The organism is Duganella sp. GW821-FHT01E12 (genome assembly GCF_059422325.1).
Window position 1 is genome coordinate 166878 of the sequence record NZ_JBWKWR010000002.1, and the last position, 17271, is coordinate 184148.

Here is a 17271-nt window from a genome sequence, read left to right on the forward strand (position 1 = left end):
TTACAGTACGCCGGCTTCTCGCAGGGCCGCGCGTACCGCGTCGTGGCATTCGGCCGCCAGCGGCACCAGCGGCAGACGGATGCCGGCTGGCATTTTGCCCATTTCCGCCAGCGCCCACTTGACCGGCACCGGATTCGGCTCGATGAACAGCTTCTGGTGCAGCGGGAACATTTTATTGTTCAGCTCGACCGCCTTGGCGATGTTGCCGGCGATCGCCGCTTCGCACATGTCGGCCATGTCGCGCGGGGCGACGTTGGCGGTGACGGAGATGTTGCCGGCGCCGCCGGCCAGCATCAGGGCCATCGCGGTCGGATCGTCGCCCGAGTACACGGCGAACGATTTCGGCGCCAGGCGCAGCAGGTCGTAGCCGCGGCCGATGTTGCCGGTCGCGTCCTTGACGCCGACGATGTTCGGGATTTTCGCCAGGCGCAGGATGGTGTCGTTACTCATGTCGGCTACCGTGCGGCCCGGCACGTTGTACAGGATGACCGGCAGGTCCACCGCTTCGGCGATGGCCTTGAAGTGCTGGTACATGCCTTCCTGGGTAGGACGGTTGTAGTAGGGAACCACTTGCAGCGTGGCGTCCGCACCGGCTTCCTTGGCGAAGCGGGTCAACTTGATCGCCTCGGCCGTGGAGTTGGCGCCGGCGCCCGCGATGATGGGAATGCGGCCCTTGGCGTGGGCGACCGTCGCCTTGATCAGCGCGCAGTGCTCTTCCACGCTCACGGTGGCCGATTCGCCGGTGGTGCCGGCGATGACGATGCTGTCCGTACCTTCGGCGATGTGCCAGTCGATCAGCCGATTCAGACCCTCGAAGTCCAGACTGCCGTCTGCGTTCATCGGGGTGACGATTGCTACTATGCTGCCCTTAATCATAGGTAACCACTGCCTGCATAAAGTATAAAACAACGATTGTAGACGATAGCCTGCCCATGTGGTGCATTCAGGGCGACAAATCGGCCTTCAAAATGGCGGTAAAAGCGCCGCCACACGCGGGAAATCCGGCTTCACGGCGCATAGACGTTGCACCATGGCAGCTTTTGGCGTGTCGATGACGCCGTCCTCGAAGGCCACCACGCGCAAGCCGTGGTTGCGCGCCCAATCCAGCAGCTCGCCGGACTGCAGCAAAAAGGCCGGATTCGACGGCTTGCCGAACTGCGCGTTGCCGTCCGCGAAGGTCTCGTAGATGAACACGCCGTTTGGCGCCAGGCTGGCCAGCATATCGGCAATTAGCGGCCGATGCAGGTAGTTTGTGACCACGATGCCGGCAAATCGCTCCGGACCAAAAGGCCAGACGGCGCCCGCCTCCTCCAGGTCGATGGCGGTGGTGGTGATTTCAGGACCGGCCGCGGCGGCCAGCGCCTCGGGATCGCGGTCCACCGCGAGCACGGCGTGGCCCAGCGCGGCCAGGTGGCGCGCATGGCGTCCGCTGCCGCAAGCCAGGTCCAGCACCTCGCCGCCGGGGATCAAGGGCGCGTAGCGCCGCACCCAAGGGGAAACGAGCTCGGTCATCAGTACGCCAGCCCCATGGCTTCGCGCACGTCGCGCATGGTTTCCAGCGCCAGCTTACGGGCCGCGTCGTTGCCGTCGGCGACGATGGCGCGCACCAGCGACGGGTCGTCCAGGTACTGCTGGGCGCGCTCGTGCATGGGCTCCTGTTCCTTGATGATGGCGTCGATCACCGGCTGTTTGCATTCGATGCAACCGATGCCGGCGGATTTACATCCTTTTACCACCCATTCCTGGGTCGCGTTGTCGGAATACACCTGGTGGAATTGCCAGACCGGGCAGCGGGCCGGGTCGCCGGCGTCGGTGCGGCGCACGCGGGCAGGATCGGTCGGCATGGTGCGGATCTTCTTTTCCACCGTGGCCTTGTCCTCGCGCAGCGCGATGGAATTGCCGTAGCTTTTTGACATCTTGCGGCCGTCCAGGCCCGGCAGGCGCGACGAGACCGACAGGCGGGCATGCGGCTCCACCAGGATCAGCTTGCGGCTGCCTTCCAGATAGCCGAACAGGCGCTCGCGGTCGCCCATCGACAGGCTCTGGGCGTCGTCCAGCATGGCCTTGGCCTGCTCCAGCGCCTCTTCCTTGCCGTCCTGCTGGTATTCGGTGCGCAGTTCGTTGTAGAGCTTGGCGCGCTTGCTGCCCAGCTTTTTGACGGCGTCCTGCGCCTTTTCCTCGAAGCCTTTTTCCTTGCCGTACAGGTGGTTAAAGCGCCGCGCGATCTCGCGCATCATCTCGATGTGCGGCACCTGGTCGTCGCCCACCGGCACCTGGCTGGCGCGGTAGATCAGCACGTCCGCCGCCTGCAACAGCGGGTAGCCGAGGAAGCCGTAGGTGGCCAGGTCCTTGTTGGACAGGTTCTCGATCTGGTCCTTGTAGGTCGGCACGCGCTCCAGCCAGCCCAGCGGCGTGGCCATCGACAGCAGCAGGTGCAGCTCGGCGTGCTCGGGCACGCGCGACTGGATGAACAGCGTGGCCTGCGACGGATCGACGCCGGCGGCCAGCCAGTCGACCAGCATGTCCCAGGTGCTGCGCTCGATGATGGACGGGTCGTCGTAGTGCGTGGTCAGCGCGTGCCAGTCGGCCACGAAGAACAGGCAAGGCAGTTCGGACTGCATCTTGATCCAGTTCTTCAAGGCGCCGTGGTAGTGGCCCAGGTGCATGGAGCCAGTCGGGCGCATGCCGGATACAACACGATCGGGATACATAGTCGCTCAGCTCAGAAGAAAAATAAGGGGATACAACAGCACATGGAACATGCTCTGCAATATGTGCATACCACCGATCAGGAAGCCGGTCAGCATACCGAACTGCATCATCAGGATCAGGCCGATGAACACATATGCGCCGTAACGTTCGATTTGCGCGTACTTGCGCGCCAGCGGCAGCGGCAGGATGCCGGTGACGATGCGGCCGCCGTCGAGCGGCGGCAGCGGAATCAGGTTGAAGACGCACATGGCCGAGTTGACGCCGATGCCGGCCTTGCTCATCTCGATGAAGAAGTCGTCCTGCGGGATGGCCAGCGCGTAGGTCAGCACCACCCACAGCGCCATCCAGCCCAGGCCCATGGCGAAGTTGGCCGCCGGGCCGGCAGCCGCCACCAGCGCCATTTGCTTTTTCGGATTGCGCAGGCGGCCGTAGTCCACCGGCACCGGCTTGGCGTAGCCAAGCGCGGGCAGGTGCAGCAGGCTCAGGATCAGCGGCAGGATCACCGTGCCGAACGGGTCGATGTGGCGCAGCGGATTGAGACTCAGGCGGCCTTCGTTGGCTGCGGTGGGGTCGCCGAAATAGCGGGCGACGTATCCGTGTGCGGCTTCATGCAGGGAAATTGCAAAAAGAACAGGGATCAGGTAGACCGCGATGGTCTGGATAATACTATCGGTTTCGTTCATGGGGGAATTTTACCAGAGGCCGGGACGTGTTCTTGCTGCGCCGTCGAGGGCCGGCGCGCTTGCCCAGTTAAAAGCCTGACAGTGACAGCCCAGGCTTAGGCCAGGCTTACAGGCCGAACATGGCCGCGTCGCCCCTGCCCTGGCGCACCAGCTCGGCGCCCGAACCGCTGAGGTCGATCACGGTGGTCGGCTCCAGGCTGCAGGCGCCGCCGTCGATGACCAGCTCGATCTGCTTGCCCAGCCGTTCGCAGATGGCGTCGGCGTCGTTCAGCGGGTCGGTCTCGCCCGGCATGATCAGGGTCGTGCCCAGCAGCGGCTGCTGCAGTTCCTCCAGCAGCGCGTGGACGATGGCGTCCTCCGGCACCCGCAGGCCGATGGTCTTGCGCGACGGATGGCTGAGCCGGCGCGGCACGCACTTGGTCGCTTCCAGGATGAAGGTGAAGGGGCCGGGCGTGGCCGCTTTGAGCAGGCGGAACTGGCGGTTGTCGACCCGCGCGTAGACGCCGATCTCGCTCAGGTCGCGGCACAGCAGCGTCAGATGGTGTTTTTCATCGATGCCGCGGATGCGCCGCAGGCGCTCGACCGCGGATTTATCGTCCAGATGGCAGACCAGGGCATAGCAGGAATCCGTCGGCACGGCGACGATGCCGCCGTCGTGCACGATCTGCGCCGCCTGCTTGATCAGGCGCGGCTGCGGATTGACGGGATGGACCTGGAAAAATTGACTCATATGGGCGCTGCCGGTGCGTAGTCCCGGCCGCTGTTAATCACGGTTAGGATTGTACGCTACGCAAGGCGGCAATACGCTGCTCGAAAGGGGGATGGGTGGAAAACAGCGCGGTCCAGCCACCGGCGGCGGTGATGCCGGCCGCCGCGATCGACTGCGGCAAGGCGCCCGGCTCCATGCCGTTCAGGCGGGCCAGCGCGTGCTGCATGGGCACGCTGCTGCCCAGCAGCCTGGCGGAGCCGGCGTCGGCGCGGAATTCGCGCTGGCGCGAGAACCAGGCCACGATCAGCGAGGCGGCCAGGCCGAAGATGATCTCGCACACAAACACCGTCACCATGTAGCCGATGCCGGGGCCGCGCCGTTCGCTGTCGTTATTTTTGAGCAGCACGCTGTCGACGAAGAAGCCCACCACCCGCGCCAGGAACACCACGAAGGTGTTGACCACGCCCTGGATCAGGGTCATGGTCACCATGTCGCCGTTGGCGACGTGGGCGACTTCGTGGCCCAGCACGGCCTCCACCTCGTCGCGGTTCATGTTCGCCAGCAGGCCGGTGGAGACGGCCACCAGCGCCGAGTTCTTAAAGGCGCCGGTGGCGAAGGCGTTCGGCTCGCCATCGTAGACCGCCACTTCCGGCATGGCGATGCCGGCGCGCTCGGACAGCGCCTTGACGGTGTTGAGCAGCCACTGCTCGGTCGACGAGGACGGCGCGTCGATCACGCGGGCGCCGGTCGACCACTTGGCCATCGGCTTGCTGATCAGCAGGGAAAAGATCGCGCCGGTAAAGCCCACCACCAGCGAGAACGCCAGCAGGCTGCCCAGCTGCAGCGTGTTGCCCGATCCCGGACGGCCGATGCCCAGCAGCGACAAGACGATGGACAGCACCAGCATCACGGCGAGGTTGGTGGCGATAAACAAGACGATGCGTTTCATGGGCAGTCTCCCAACTTCTTCAGAACCAGTCGTGCCAGACCGGCGTGACATTGGCCGGCAACGGCGGCAGCAGCGCGAAATCGACGCGCGATTCGCCCGGCGCGTGGAAGTCGGTGCCGCGCGAGGCCAGGAAGCCGTAGCTGTTGGCCAGCTGCGCGTAGATCGGGTACTGCTCCGGCGTGTGGCTGCCGGTGACCACCTCGATGGCCGCGCCGCCCAGCTGCTTGAACTCGTCGAACAACTGGCCCTGCGCCAGCTGGCTGAACTTGTAGCGGCCCGGATGGGCGATCACGGCGATGCCGCCGGCGCCGCGTATCCAGTTGACCGAATCGGCCAGGCTGGCCCAGCAATGCGCCACATAGCCCGGCTTGCCCTCGGACAGGTATTTTTTGAACACTTCCGGAATGTTGGCGCAGACGCCGATTTCCACCAGGTAGCGGGCAAAGTGCGTGCGCGACATCAGGTCGGGATTGCCGACGTATTTGAGCGCACCCTCGTAGGCGCCCTCGATGCCGACCTTGGCCAGCTGGTTGGCGATCTCGCGGCCACGGTTGTCGCGCCCGGAGCGGGTGCAGGCCAGGCCGTTGACCAGCCCGGCATTGTTCTCGTCGATCTGCAGGCCGACGATGTGCACGGTTTCGTTGGCCCAGGTGATCGAGATCTCGACCCCGGTGACGAAACGCATGCCCTGCTCCTGCGCAGCGGCGCGGGCGGCAGGGATGCCGTCCACTTCGTCGTGGTCGGTCAGCGCCCACACATCCACCCCCGCCTTGCGCGCGTGCTGCGCCACGGCGGCCGGTGCGAGGACGCCGTCGGAAACGTTGGAATGGCAATGCAGATCGACTTTCAACATATGGCTCAATATTTACGGCAATGAAGGCTTCATTGTACGCTGCCTGAGCAAAGTCCATCCACCGCTGCGTCAAGGCCGGCGCCACGCAAGCGCACGCCGCGCGCCAGCAGCTCGGCGAAGCGCACCGGGTCGATGTTCGAGCCGCACACCAGCAGACCCACGCGCTTGCCCGCCAGCCGCTCGCGCAGTGGCCCGAACAGCGCGGCGGTCGCCACTGCGGCGGCCGGTTCGGCCACCAGCTTGGCGTCGCGGAACAGGTTCAGCATCGCCAGACAGATCTCGTCGTCAGTCACCCGCACCACCTCGTCGACGAAGCGGCGGCACACGCCGAAGCTGTAAGGCATGGCGTACGGCGCGCCCAGGCTGTCGGCCACGGTGTCGACCCGCTCCAGCGCCTCCGGCCGGCCCGAGGCGAAACTGCGGTACAGCGCGTCGGCCCCGAACGGCTCCACGCCGTACACCGCACAGGACGGATTGATCTGCTTGACGGCGGCGGCGATGCCCGCGCACAGACCGCCTCCGCCCACCGGCACCACGACCGCGTCCAGTCGCGGCACCTGCGCCATCAGCTCCAGGCCGACCGTCGCCGTGCCTTGCGCGGTCAGCGGTCCCTCGTAGGGATGCAGCATGGTGCGCGCCTCGTCGCGCTCGATCTCGCGGCCGCGCGCGAAGGCCTGGTGCACGTCGGGCATCAGCAGCACCTCGGCACCCAGCTCGCGGCAGGCGGCGATGCGGGCCGGACTGGCGTGGCGTGGCATCACCACCTTGGCGCCGCACCCGGCCAGCCGCGCGGCGTAGGCAGCCGCGATCGCATGGTTGCCGGCGCTGACGGCGACGATGCCGCGCTCGCGCGCCGCCGCGTCCAGCGCTTCGACGCAGTTGAGGGCGCCGCGCAGCTTGAAGGTGCCGGTCTTCTGGAACAGTTCCAGCTTGAGCCAGACTTCGCCGCCGGCGAACTGTTCTTCGGCCACACCGGTTTGCCAGCGCCACACGGGCGTCTCAAGGATTTTGCCTTGCAGGCGGCGGGCGGTGGCGCGGATCTGGTCCAGCGAGGGATAGGATGGTGTCATGGTGCAGCTCCATAGAATATTCAAGGGAATGCGGCCTTGGCCGCGTGGAGGCTGGGGGCGCCGAGCACCGGCGCAGCCGCAGCTCAGCGACCCTGAATAATTCGAATAATGGAGACGGCGGACAGGCTCCGACCGGCAAACGCGGCGGCGCCAGCGTCGGAGGCGACGTGGCGGCGGCTTGGCTGGATGGTCGGATGGGAGTTCATACGAACAATCATGCCAAAAGCGCCAAGCCTTGGCAAGCGTTTCGTTCTAGCGCGCCAGGAAGGCCTCGATCAGGTGGGCCAGTTCCTCGGGCTGGTCGTGATGCAGCATGTGGCCCGCATCGGCCAGCACCTTGCATTCAACGTCGCGCAAATAGCCGAGGCGGCGCACCAGCTCGGCACGCCCTTCCAGCTCGCCGCCCATCCAGGTCCACATATTGGTCTGGTCCGCCTCCACCCACAGCACCGGCGCGGTCGTCGCGCTCCAGCACGCCATGATGTCCTCGACGTGGTAAGGCAGCGGGCCCGGCTGCTTATGGGCCGGATCTCCCAGTATCTCCCACTCACCTGCATCGTTCTGCGCCGACCAGTGCTGCGCCAGGAAGGCGGCGCGCTCGTCGCTGAGGCGCGGATTGGTCTTCTGCAGCCGCGCGGCCACGGCGGCCTGCGACGGATAGCTGCGCATCTCCGGCTGCACCAGCAGCGCGTCCATCCACTTGGCGTAGCGGCCGGGCGCCTGCTCCGGTTTGCTGGAGCGCAGGCCACCGCCTTCCAGGTTGATCAGCTTGCGGATGCGTTCCGGCCGCGCGCCGGCGTAGATGCCGACCACGTTGCCGCCCATGCTGTGGCCCAGCAGGTTGACCGCCTGGTCCGGCGAGTAGTGGCGCAGGATGGCGTCCAGGTCGGCCAGGTAATCGGGGAACCAGTAGGTGTCGGTCCCGCAGCGCTGCGACAGGCCGAAGCCGCGCCAGTCCGGCGCGATCACGTGCCAGTCGCCGCGCAGCGCGTCCACCACGAACTGGAACGAGGCGCCCACGTCCATCCAGCCGTGCAGCATGAAGATCTTGGGCGCGCCGTCCCGCCCCCAGTGGCGCACGTGGCTGCGCAGGCCGCGGATGGTCAGGAACTCGGAGCGGGACGAAGTGAAGGTCATGGTGGTCCTTGAAAATGCGTAAGCCGCCGCAATATCGGTTGCTTGCTGGCGATGAAGTAAAATAATAGCACGACCGTTCGATAGCCGCTCAAGCGTAAAATAGCGCCATCCCACCGCTCATCAGCGCTGAATTCAGCACTCAACCTAAGGTATCCAATGTCTATATATCAACTGGGCGAACATGCGCCCGAGATCGATGCATCGTCATTTGTTGCCGACACTGCCACAGTGATCGGCAAAGTCAGCCTGCACGCCAACACTTCGGTATGGTTCGGTGCGACGCTGCGCGGCGATAACGAACGCATCACCATCGGCGAAAACAGCAATGTACAGGAAGGCACGGTCATGCACACCGACATGGGCTATCCGCTCACGGTGGGCAAGAACGTCACCATCGGCCACCAGGCCATGCTGCACGGTTGCACCATCGGCGACGGCGCCCTGATCGGCATCCAGGCCGTGATCCTCAACGGCGCGAAGATCGGCAAGGGCTGCTTGGTCGGCGCCGGCGCGCTGGTCACCGAGGGCAAGGAATTCCCGGACAACTCGCTGATCATCGGCTCGCCGGCCAAGGCCGTGCGCACGCTGAGCGACGAGGACGCCGCGCGCCTGCTCGCCAGCGCCGACAGCTACGTCAAGCGCGGCCAACTGTTCAAGACGCAACTCAAAAAGATCGGATAACACATGAGCATTACCCCCATCATCGGCCAGGACACCCTGCAGAAATTCATCTTCGACAACGCCGCCGTGCGTGGCGAGTTCATCGACATCTCCGCCACCTGGCGCGAGGTGCTGGCGCGCCACGCCTACCCGGCCCCGGTCAAGAAGCTGCTGGGCGAGATGGTGGCCGCCGCCGCGCTGCTGTCGGCCAACCTAAAGTTCAACGGTTCGATCATCATGCAGATCCACGGTGACGGCCCGGTGCGCCTGTTGGTGGTCGAGTGCGACGCCGAGCTGCATCTGCGCGCCACCGCCAAGATCGATCCCGAAGCGCTGATCGCGGACGACGCCAAGCTGCCGTCGCTGCTGAACGCGCACGGCAAGGGCCGCTTCATCATCACGCTCGATCCGGCCGACAAGATGCCGGGCCAGCAGCCATACCAGGGCATCGTGCCGCTGGACGGCGACGACGTCGGCACCGTGATTGAAAACTATATGCTGCGTTCGGAACAGCTGGACACCAAGCTGTGGCTGGCGGCGGACGACAACGTCTCGCGCGGCCTGCTGCTGCAAAAGCTGCCCTACAACGGCGGCAAGACCGAAGCGGCGCCGCTGACCGAGGACGAAGCGCTGGAAACCTGGAACCGCGCCGTGATCCTCGGCTCGACGCTGAAGGAAGAGGAACTGCTGGCGACCACCATCGACGTGCTGATGCAGCGCCTGTTCTGGGAAGAGACCATCCGCGTGTTCGATCCGCTGCATCCGGCCTTCCACTGCACCTGCACGCGCGAGAAGGTCGGCAATATGCTGAAGATGCTGGGCCGCGCCGAAGTCGACAGCGTGCTCGAAGAGCAGGGCCACGTCGGCGTCAACTGCGACTTCTGCGGCCAGCACTACGACTACGACAAGGTCGACTGCGCCCAGCTGTTCGCCACCGACGCGCCGGTCGAAGCGCTGATCCCGGCGGGCGAAGTGAAGCACTAAGCCCTCGCCTTCGCCACAAAGAAAAACGCGCCCGACGTTCACGTCCGGCGCGTTTTTTATCGCCCCGCGTTGGTCTGTTACTTTGCGCTGGTTTTGCCGAGCGCCGCCTCGGCACTGAGCGTCTCGGCAAGAGTTACGCGCGCCTTGGCCGCATAGTTGCGGCAAGCCTTGGCGTCGATGAAGGCGGCGTCGCCGAACTCCGCCTGCTTGGCCTTGCGCTCCCACAGGCCGCCCGCTTCCGGATGCGCGGAGACCAGGATGTCGCAGGGCAGCGCCTCGACGGTGGCGAACGAGCGCTCGACATCGGCTTGCGCCTGCGGGTACAGCGGATTGCCGCTGAAGCGCAGTCCTTCGGCTGCCAGCGCGGTCAGGCTGTCGGCAAACACGACGTTCGCGATCCGGCCTTTTTCTTCGGCTTGCCAGGCCCAGCTGGTTCCGCCATTGGTGTGTCCGGGGGTGTAGTGCGCGGTCACGGCCAGCGGCCCGAGGTGGATGGTTTCGCCGTCACGCACCGCGCGCGTGGGCGCGACTGGCGGCATGGGCGTCAGGTTCGGATATTGCGCATCGCCCCGGTCTGGCTGGCCGCTTGCGAGCACCAGAACAGCGGCCGGACTGGCCAGCACCGTCGCACCGCTCAGCTTCTGCAAGTCCGCGATGGCGCCGGCATGATCCTGGTGCGCGTGCGAATTCAGGATGTAGCGGATGTCTTCGACCCGGAAGCCCAGCTTGCGGATATGCGCCACAACCTGGGCGCCCGCCTCGGGGCCGCCAGCATCGACCAGGATGTGTCCCGACGGCGAGGTGATCAGCACCGCACTGATGCCACCCGTGCCGACGTAGTAGGTGTTTCCATACACGCGGAAAGGCTCTTGCGGCGCATACCAGTCCGCCGCACTGGCAGTGGTGAGGAAAGCTCCCAGGACAAACATGGAGCAACCGAGAAGTTTCTTTTTCATTTATGGACTACCTCTTTCTATTCGTCGTGCAGATTAATTTCAGCCCGTTCATTCTCGCTTTTGCCCAGCCAGCGCCGGTGCAGCATGCGCTCCAGCAGATGGCCGACCAGGAACAACACCATCACCAGCACCAGGCCGATGCCGGCGATCCGCCACGCGCCCATGCCGCAGACGATGCCTATGCCCGCCGTCATCCAGATCGAGGCGGCCGTCGTCAGGCCCTTCACCTTGGACGACTGGTTGTTCAGCACGATGACCCCGGCGCCAAGAAAACCGATTCCCGTCACCACGCCCTGAATCGCGCGGCTCAAGGCATCGTGGCTGTAGGCGCCGTCCAGCGGCAGGAATTCCATGCTGGCCATCGTCACCAGCGCCGCGCCCATCGCGACCAGGCCCAGCGTGTTCATGCCGGTGGGCTTGCCGTGCAGGTTGCGTTCGATGCCGATGATGCAGCCAAACAGCAGCGCAATCACGAGGCGGCCCGCGATATCCCAATAATCAATCATCTTTTGCTTCCCCAGGGTTAATCAAGGACGTGAGCACATGGTCGGTCCAACGTCCGTTAATCATCAGGTATTTCCTGGCTAGGCCCTCGCGCTCGAAACCCAGCCGCCGCAGCAGCTTCTCGCTGCTGGAGTTGGAAGGCTGATAGTTGGCCATGATGCGATGCAGGCCGTGCGCTTCAAACGTGTGCGCGATCGCGGCCGTCAATGCCTCGTGCATCAGGCCCTTGCCGGTGTGCCTGCTGTCCAGCGAAAAGCCCATATGGCACGCCTGAAACGGTCCACGGACGATATTGGTGAAGCTGCATTCGCCGACCACTTCCCCGCCATCGGGATATTGCAGAAGCCAGAACAGCGCCGATCTTTCCTCGACCAGCCGTTCCATTCTGCCGAGCTGTTCTTCAACGGCCTGCAAGCTGTAGAACTGGCCGGTGCGCCTGGGCTCCCACGGTTCCAGATGGGCGCGGTTCCTTACGCGATAGGCCAGCATCCTGGCGGCATCGCCGGTGGCCGGGCGCCTGAGCAGCAGCCGCCCGGCCGCTAACTCCGACTGTTGGACGGGCGACGTCATGCGCGCGCCAGCGTTGCCCGCGCTTCGCGGTCTTCCACGTAGCGGCCGATGGCGCCGACCAGGAGCGGCAGATCGACGCCGAAGTGCGTGGTCATCAGGAACATGTCCGCGCCCACCCAGCTACGGCATTGGCCCACATACTTGAGGAATTTCGCATGCTTGCCGAGAGGCGTGACCTGGAAAGTCTCCGGCCCGTCCAGCCACAGCAGCAAGGCCGGATTGCGATGCAACTCGCCGGCAGCGACCCGCGCTATCCGGTCCCACGGCAACACCACCGCCCAGGCCCTGAACCCGAACACCAGTCCTTCGGGCGTGAATTCGATATATTGGTTGGGCAGCAGACCGGTCGCCACGCCCGCCAGCACCAGGGCGCCCGCACCGGCGATAACCCAGAAGCTGTACCAGACCAGATCGGAAGCTGCTGGACTGAAGACCAGCAGCACCACGCCCAGGCCCAGGAGTCCACCGCCGAACAGGGCCAGCCTGAGCCGCGACGGACGGATGCGCGCGCCGCCGACCACTGTGATGCCTTGCACGCTCTGGCGCGCATAACGCAGCTTGCGCACGATGGTGGCAATGCCCGCTGCCGCGCAGGCGCCGAAGAAGGCGATGGTGGTCACGCCGGTGTTCAGGTCATGCGGCAGTATCACCAGCCCCATCACAACGAACATGGTGCCGATGGCGGCCAGCGCCCAATCGCGAATGCTGGGTTTCGAATTCATAATAATCAGTACCTTTTCAATGGGGTCAAGTCTGACATTCGGACACGGCCTCTGCCGTAGCGACCGCTACAGCAGAGGCCGTGTCCGAATGTCAGACTTGACCCCATCATGGTTTTGCGCAACGGATTTCCATCACGTCAATGGCGCCCAAGGTCTGCGTCGAGGTGGCGCTGCGCATCAGGTCGACCCGCTCCAGGCAGGAGCCGCGCAGCAGGCGTTCCTGGTTGCGGGTGCAGATGGTCACCGTGCCGGCCGTGCTGGTGGCGCAGTAAAAGCCCTCGGCCCGCATGCGCACCAGCGCCTGCTCCAGCGGCATGCCCGGCTGTACCGTCTGCGTGATGAAGTTGCCCAGCCCCGCCTGATTCACCGTGTAGCAGCCGGCCAGTTGCAGAGCCAGCGCCAGCATCCAAAGTTTGCGCATCGCGATCCTCTCGTTATTTCCAGCCAGCAGTGTAGCGCACGGCGTCATCACCCGGTAACACTGGGTGCCTATCATGCGCAAAGTTTACATTTCCTCCAACTGGTATCCAAGGCAGATCATGAACAAGAAATTATCCGCAGTGTGCTTCGCCGCGCTGAGCTTCCCTATGCTGGCGATGGCCGCCAATGTCGCCGCTGCCGTTGCCGACATGGCCGCCGATGCGCCCGCCGCGGCCGCCGGACACGCCACGGAAGCCGAAGCGGCCGCCGCCGCGCCAGTCGCCACGATTGAAATCGCCACCCGCCGGACCCGCTCCTCGGTCGCGCTGACCAAGGGCGACATGCAGAAGATCCTGCCGGGGATTAATCCCTTGAAGGCGCTGCAGACCCTGCCGGGCGTGAGCTTCCAGACCGCCGACCCCTGGGGCAACAACGAGCAGAACCTGTCGCTGTTCGTGCACGGCTTCAGCGGCCAGCAGCTGGGCTACACCATGGACGGCGTGCCGCTCGGCGACCAGCAGTACGGCAACTACAACGGCCTGTCGCCACAGCGCGCCGTCATCAGCGAGAACGTCGGCAGCGTGATCCTGTCGTCCGGCGCGGGCGATCTGTCGACCGCCTCCACCAGCAACCTGGGCGGCACCATCGAGACCTTCTCCAGCGATCCGCAGCGCAGCCGCAACCTGGCCGTGCAGCAGACCGTGGGCAGCCACAGCACCTCGCGCACCTTCCTGCGCTACGACACGGGCGACTTCGGCAACGGCAACAGCGCCTACCTCTCGGCCGTGCACCACGAGCAGAAGGCCTGGGACTTCAACGGCCGCCAGGGCGGCGACCAGATCAACGCCAAGTACATCAACCAGGGCAACGCCGGCAAGCTGACCTTGTACTTCAACTATTCGGACAAGATCGAACCGAACGAGGACGCCACCGTGCACTCGGCCAGCGAGAAGTTCCAGCCCTACACCCGTCCGTTCACCTACCCGGACTTCCAGGCCGCGCTGGCCTACCTGTCGCCGACCGGCGCCACGCCGCCCGCCGAGGGCAACAACTACCGCAACTACTACAGCGACGCCCAGCGCAAGGACTACCTGACCTACGCCAAGTACGACCTGAACATCGGCGAATCGACCACCTGGTCCAACCAGCTCTACTACCACAACGACGACGGCGTCGGCGTGGTGGCCGGCCCGATCGGCGTGGCCGGCCTGCCGGGCCTGTTCGCGGTCTACTTCCCCGGCCAGAACCTCAAGCAGGTGTTCGGCAACTCCGGCTACGCCACCCGCACCACCGAATATGCGATCAACCGCAACGGCTGGCTGTCGACCCTGACCAGCGAGTTCGGCAACCACAAGCTGCAGGGCGGCCTGTGGCTGGAACATAACCGCTCGTCGGCCTACCGCCGCTGGTATGCGCTGGACGTGAACCATCCAAGCTCGCCGTACGACCGTCCCAGCAATCCGCTGATCACGCAGTACGGCAGCGAGATCGACAACAAGGTCGCGCAGATCCACGTGCAGGACGAATGGCGCGTGCGCAGCGACCTGGCGCTGCAGGCCGGCTTCAAGTCCAGCCTGCAGTTCGCCGACGGCCAGTTCCCGGTGCAGCCGGCCAAGGGCGCCATCGCCAACGGTTCGCTGGCGCTGCCGGTGGGCGAGATCATCACCAAGAAATGGTTCCTGCCGCAGGTCGGCGCGCGCTGGGACATCACGCCGCAGGACCAGATGTTCGTCAACGTGCAGAAGAATATGCGCCAGTTCGTCACCTACGGCGGCGGCGGCGCCTCGCCGTGGAGCCTGGCGAGCCAGGCTGCGTTCGACCTGTTCAAGAGCAGCGCCAAGCCCGAGACCTCGGTCACCTACGAACTGGGCCTGCGCACCAGCCACCAGCTGGACCTCGGCCCGCTGAAGGCCATCGACGGCCAGGTCAACCTGTACCACGTGGACTTCAAGGACCGCCTGCTGACCATCAGCCCGACGCCGGTGATCACTTCCATCATCGGCGGCAATCCGGTGCTGGCCAACGTCGGCGGCGTCAAGACCGACGGCATCGACCTCTCCGGCACGCTGCACTTCGGCCGCATGTTCTCGTTCTACGACGCGCTGTCGTTCAACCGCTCGACCTACTCGGACAACTACAACAACGGCAAGGACGTGGTGCCGACCTCCGGCAAGTCGGTGCCGGGCAGCCCCGAGTGGATGAACAAGTTCGTCGCCACGATGACCGTGGCCGACACCGAGTTCCAGCTGATCGGCGACTACGTCGGCAAGCGCTACGCCACCTACACCAACGACCTGGACGTGCCGAGCTACTTCCTGATGAGCCTGGGCGTGTCGGGCAAGCTGCCGATGCTCAACAACAGCTGGATCAAGAACGCGCGCTACCGCCTCAACGTCAGCAACCTGGCCAATCGCGACGGCAGCCTGAACGTGGTGGTCGGCGCGGCCAGCGGGACGTACAATACCTACCCGATCGCACCGCGTCAGGGCTTCCTGACTTTGATGGCTGACTTCTGATGACCAATCTTTATTTGCCCAAGCGCCTGTCGCGGCGCGGCTTCATTCAAGCGGCGGCGGCGACCGCCGGCGCTTCGTTAATCCTGCCGGGCTCGGTGCTGGCGGCGGCTACGCCGGACCTGTCCGGCATGCCGGGCGTCGGCGCGGTCGGCGCGGGGCCGAAGACGCCGCTGGTGTTCGGCCACCGCGGCGCCAGCGCGCTGCGTCCCGAACACACGCTGGGCTCGTACGCCAAGGCCATCGCCGACGGCGCCGACTACATCGAGCCGGACCTATGCAGCACCAAGGACGGCGTGCTGGTCGCGCGCCATGAAGCCTTCCTCAGCGAGACCACCGACGTCGCCAGCCATCCCGAATTCGCCAGCCGCAAGACGCGCAAGACCATCGACGGCGAAACCCACGAGGGCTGGTTCGTCGACGACTTCACGCTGGCCGAGCTCAAGACGCTGCGCGCGGTGGAGCGCCTGCCGCAATTCCGTCCCGGCAGCGTGCAGTACAACGGCATGTTCCAGGTGCTGACGTTCGAGGAGATCATCGACTTCACGGCGGCCGAGGCGGCGGCGCGCGGGCGCATCATCGGCCTGGTGCCGGAGCTCAAGCACTCGACCTACTTCGCCAGCGTCGGCCTGCCGCTGGAGGACCGCTTCCTGTCCATCCTGGCCGCGCACGACTACACGCGCCGCAACCCGGTCGAGATCCAGTCTTTCGAGGTGGCCAACCTGAAATACATGCGCGGCAAGCTGGGCCAGCGCGCCAACCTGCGCCTGATGCAGCTGGTGATCGGCGAGAACGTGCGGCCGATGGACGTGGCCAAGGCCGGCGGCACGCTGACCTTCGCGCAGATGTGCACGCCGGCCGGCCTGCGCGACATCGCGCAGTACGCCGACGTGGTGGCACCGCCGACGCGCTCGCTGATTCCGCTGAAGAAGGACGGCAGCCTGGACCAGCCAAGCTCGCTGGTGGACGATGCGCACAAGGCGGGCTTGCGGGTGGAGCCGTGGACCTTCCGGCCGGAGAACCATTTCCTGGCGGCGGACTTCCGCAACAACGCGGGCGACGCCGCGCGCAACGAGGCCGGCTCGATCGCCGAGATCAAGCGCTACATCGCCACCGGCATGGACGGCTTCTTCACCGACGACCCGGCGCTGGGCCGGGCCGCCATCAACGGCTGATCCGGCTATCGCGAACGACGGCGGGCGTAGCCTGCCGTCAGCGCCAGCCCGGCCAGCAGCATCGCATACTGAGACGGCTCAGGCACCGGGGCGGTGGTTGTCAGCACCAGATTATCGAGATTGAGGATCTGGCCTTTTTCCGGTGGCAGTACCGAGAAGCGATAAATAGGCGCGCTGCTCGTGAGACTGACAACACCGTTAAAGGTGCCGGTGCCGGGAGCGGGGTTCAGCAACACATTCGTCGCCAAGATATTTCCTTGAACGTCATAAGCCGTCAACGTCGCGTTCCAGAACGAATGGCTCTCCATCGAAATGCCGTACACGGGCACTGACAGCGTGGCGATCGGATTGGTCGAGCTGACGAAATGATTCAGTGGATTGCCATCGAAAAAGGCCCCCTGGAACAGCGTACCCTGTGAAAAATGCAAACCGATAGCGGCGTATTTTTCACCCAATGCTTGAAACGAGCCGCCATCCATCGGCACATCGTCTGCCGTGCCAAGAACTCCATCCGCCCCAGGCAGATGCTCAAAGTCGATAGTGATCGACGATGCACTGGCCTGAGTCGTACACAGCAGTGAAACAAACAACGCGACAAAGATACGGCCGATTTTGTTCATAACTTCCCCTTTGTGATTTATTTGGAAATTATAT

The 17271-nt window shown here is 65.0% G+C and carries 19 protein-coding genes; 4 read left to right on the forward strand and 15 right to left on the reverse strand.

Features of this window, described 5'->3' with window-relative positions:
* The 9 genes from dapA to AC07WS_RS06065 form a co-directional block, all read right to left on the reverse strand.
* Positions 1-876: a 4-hydroxy-tetrahydrodipicolinate synthase gene (dapA, locus tag AC07WS_RS06025; protein ID WP_494728180.1), complete on the reverse strand. Its 876-nt coding sequence runs from the start codon at positions 874-876 to the stop codon at positions 1-3.
* Positions 877-963: 87 nt separating this feature from the next.
* Positions 964-1512: a class I SAM-dependent methyltransferase gene (locus AC07WS_RS06030; protein WP_494728181.1), complete on the reverse strand. Its 549-nt coding sequence runs from the start codon at positions 1510-1512 to the stop codon at positions 964-966.
* Entirely contained in the window at positions 1512-2711 is a 1200-nt protein-coding gene (locus AC07WS_RS06035) for a tryptophan--tRNA ligase (protein ID WP_494728182.1), read from the reverse strand. The genes AC07WS_RS06030 and AC07WS_RS06035 overlap by 1 nt, the downstream gene beginning before the upstream one ends.
* 6 nt (positions 2712-2717) lie before the next feature.
* Positions 2718-3395 (reverse strand): site-2 protease family protein, encoded by a 678-nt coding sequence (locus AC07WS_RS06040; protein WP_494728183.1) that lies wholly within the window; start codon positions 3393-3395, stop codon positions 2718-2720.
* A 106-nt stretch (positions 3396-3501) separates the two neighbouring features.
* Entirely contained in the window at positions 3502-4125 is a 624-nt protein-coding gene (locus AC07WS_RS06045; RefSeq protein ID WP_494728184.1) for an L-threonylcarbamoyladenylate synthase, read from the reverse strand.
* 43 nt (positions 4126-4168) lie between these two features.
* Entirely contained in the window at positions 4169-5053 is an 885-nt protein-coding gene (gene htpX / locus AC07WS_RS06050) for a protease HtpX (RefSeq protein WP_494728185.1), read from the reverse strand.
* 19 nt (positions 5054-5072) lie between these two features.
* Entirely contained in the window at positions 5073-5906 is an 834-nt protein-coding gene (locus AC07WS_RS06055) for a 3',5'-nucleoside bisphosphate phosphatase (RefSeq protein ID WP_494728186.1), read from the reverse strand.
* 29 nt (positions 5907-5935) lie between these two features.
* A complete protein-coding gene (locus AC07WS_RS06060; RefSeq protein ID WP_494728187.1) occupies positions 5936-6976 on the reverse strand; it encodes a threonine ammonia-lyase in 1041 nt (346 codons plus the stop codon).
* Between the two features lie 252 nt (positions 6977-7228).
* Positions 7229-8113 (reverse strand): alpha/beta fold hydrolase, encoded by an 885-nt coding sequence (locus AC07WS_RS06065; protein ID WP_494728188.1) that lies wholly within the window; start codon positions 8111-8113, stop codon positions 7229-7231.
* 156 nt (positions 8114-8269) lie between these two features.
* Between AC07WS_RS06065 and AC07WS_RS06070 the strand changes: the two genes are divergently transcribed.
* Positions 8270-8794 carry a gamma carbonic anhydrase family protein gene (locus AC07WS_RS06070; protein WP_494728189.1) on the forward strand — a complete coding sequence of 175 codons (525 nt, stop codon included), beginning with the start codon at positions 8270-8272 and terminating at the stop codon, positions 8792-8794.
* Between the two features lie 3 nt (positions 8795-8797).
* Positions 8798-9757, forward strand: a complete 960-nt coding sequence (hslO, locus tag AC07WS_RS06075) for an Hsp33 family molecular chaperone HslO (RefSeq protein WP_494728190.1) — start codon at positions 8798-8800, stop codon at positions 9755-9757.
* 77 nt (positions 9758-9834) lie between these two features.
* On the opposite strand, the gene bla is transcribed toward hslO, so the two are convergent.
* From bla to AC07WS_RS06100, 5 genes are all read right to left on the reverse strand, one after another.
* Positions 9835-10713 carry a subclass B3 metallo-beta-lactamase gene (bla, locus tag AC07WS_RS06080; RefSeq protein ID WP_494728191.1) on the reverse strand — a complete coding sequence of 293 codons (879 nt, stop codon included), beginning with the start codon at positions 10711-10713 and terminating at the stop codon, positions 9835-9837.
* A gap of 17 nt (positions 10714-10730) precedes the next feature.
* On the reverse strand, positions 10731-11219 hold the full coding sequence (locus tag AC07WS_RS06085) for an MgtC/SapB family protein (RefSeq protein WP_494728192.1): 489 nt from the start codon (positions 11217-11219) through the stop codon (positions 10731-10733).
* On the reverse strand, positions 11212-11787 hold the full coding sequence (locus AC07WS_RS06090; RefSeq protein ID WP_494728193.1) for a GNAT family N-acetyltransferase: 576 nt from the start codon (positions 11785-11787) through the stop codon (positions 11212-11214). Before AC07WS_RS06090 ends, AC07WS_RS06085 begins: the two co-directional genes overlap by 8 nt.
* Positions 11784-12509, reverse strand: coding sequence for a hypothetical protein (locus AC07WS_RS06095; protein ID WP_494728194.1), 726 nt, complete (start codon positions 12507-12509; stop codon positions 11784-11786). The genes AC07WS_RS06090 and AC07WS_RS06095 overlap by 4 nt, the downstream gene beginning before the upstream one ends.
* Before the next feature lie 106 nt (positions 12510-12615).
* Positions 12616-12930 (reverse strand): hypothetical protein, encoded by a 315-nt coding sequence (locus tag AC07WS_RS06100; protein WP_494728195.1) that lies wholly within the window; start codon positions 12928-12930, stop codon positions 12616-12618.
* Between the two features lie 118 nt (positions 12931-13048).
* On the opposite strand from AC07WS_RS06100, the gene AC07WS_RS06105 reads away from it, so the two are divergent.
* Entirely contained in the window at positions 13049-15445 is a 2397-nt protein-coding gene (locus AC07WS_RS06105) for a TonB-dependent receptor (protein ID WP_494728196.1), read from the forward strand.
* Positions 15445-16617: a glycerophosphodiester phosphodiesterase gene (locus AC07WS_RS06110; RefSeq protein WP_494728197.1), complete on the forward strand. Its 1173-nt coding sequence runs from the start codon at positions 15445-15447 to the stop codon at positions 16615-16617. Before AC07WS_RS06105 ends, AC07WS_RS06110 begins: the two co-directional genes overlap by 1 nt.
* 5 nt (positions 16618-16622) lie before the next feature.
* Here AC07WS_RS06110 and AC07WS_RS06115 read toward each other — a convergent pair whose 3' ends face one another.
* Complete coding sequence (locus tag AC07WS_RS06115; RefSeq protein ID WP_494728198.1) at positions 16623-17237, reverse strand: PEP-CTERM sorting domain-containing protein; 615 nt, start codon at positions 17235-17237, stop codon at positions 16623-16625.
* Positions 17238-17271: the final 34 nt, after the last annotated feature.

Excerpts from the sequence above, each read along its gene's own strand:
- dapA (WP_494728180.1), bottom strand. The coding sequence starts at position 876 with ATGATTAAGGGCAGCATAGTAGCAATCGTCACCCCGATGAACGCAGAC.
- AC07WS_RS06030 (WP_494728181.1), bottom strand. The coding sequence starts at position 1,512 with ATGACCGAGCTCGTTTCCCCTTGGGTGCGGCGCTACGCGCCCTTGATC.
- AC07WS_RS06035 (WP_494728182.1), bottom strand. The coding sequence starts at position 2,711 with ATGTATCCCGATCGTGTTGTATCCGGCATGCGCCCGACTGGCTCCATG.
- AC07WS_RS06040 (WP_494728183.1), bottom strand. The coding sequence starts at position 3,395 with ATGAACGAAACCGATAGTATTATCCAGACCATCGCGGTCTACCTGATC.
- AC07WS_RS06045 (WP_494728184.1), bottom strand. The coding sequence starts at position 4,125 with ATGAGTCAATTTTTCCAGGTCCATCCCGTCAATCCGCAGCCGCGCCTG.
- htpX (WP_494728185.1), bottom strand. The coding sequence starts at position 5,053 with ATGAAACGCATCGTCTTGTTTATCGCCACCAACCTCGCCGTGATGCTG.
- AC07WS_RS06055 (WP_494728186.1), bottom strand. The coding sequence starts at position 5,906 with ATGTTGAAAGTCGATCTGCATTGCCATTCCAACGTTTCCGACGGCGTC.
- AC07WS_RS06060 (WP_494728187.1), bottom strand. The coding sequence starts at position 6,976 with ATGACACCATCCTATCCCTCGCTGGACCAGATCCGCGCCACCGCCCGC.
- AC07WS_RS06065 (WP_494728188.1), bottom strand. The coding sequence starts at position 8,113 with ATGACCTTCACTTCGTCCCGCTCCGAGTTCCTGACCATCCGCGGCCTG.
- AC07WS_RS06070 (WP_494728189.1), top strand. The coding sequence starts at position 8,270 with ATGTCTATATATCAACTGGGCGAACATGCGCCCGAGATCGATGCATCG.
- hslO (WP_494728190.1), top strand. The coding sequence starts at position 8,798 with ATGAGCATTACCCCCATCATCGGCCAGGACACCCTGCAGAAATTCATC.
- bla (WP_494728191.1), bottom strand. The coding sequence starts at position 10,713 with ATGAAAAAGAAACTTCTCGGTTGCTCCATGTTTGTCCTGGGAGCTTTC.
- AC07WS_RS06085 (WP_494728192.1), bottom strand. The coding sequence starts at position 11,219 with ATGATTGATTATTGGGATATCGCGGGCCGCCTCGTGATTGCGCTGCTG.
- AC07WS_RS06090 (WP_494728193.1), bottom strand. The coding sequence starts at position 11,787 with ATGACGTCGCCCGTCCAACAGTCGGAGTTAGCGGCCGGGCGGCTGCTG.
- AC07WS_RS06095 (WP_494728194.1), bottom strand. The coding sequence starts at position 12,509 with ATGAATTCGAAACCCAGCATTCGCGATTGGGCGCTGGCCGCCATCGGC.
- AC07WS_RS06100 (WP_494728195.1), bottom strand. The coding sequence starts at position 12,930 with ATGCGCAAACTTTGGATGCTGGCGCTGGCTCTGCAACTGGCCGGCTGC.
- AC07WS_RS06105 (WP_494728196.1), top strand. The coding sequence starts at position 13,049 with ATGAACAAGAAATTATCCGCAGTGTGCTTCGCCGCGCTGAGCTTCCCT.
- AC07WS_RS06110 (WP_494728197.1), top strand. The coding sequence starts at position 15,445 with ATGACCAATCTTTATTTGCCCAAGCGCCTGTCGCGGCGCGGCTTCATT.
- AC07WS_RS06115 (WP_494728198.1), bottom strand. The coding sequence starts at position 17,237 with ATGAACAAAATCGGCCGTATCTTTGTCGCGTTGTTTGTTTCACTGCTG.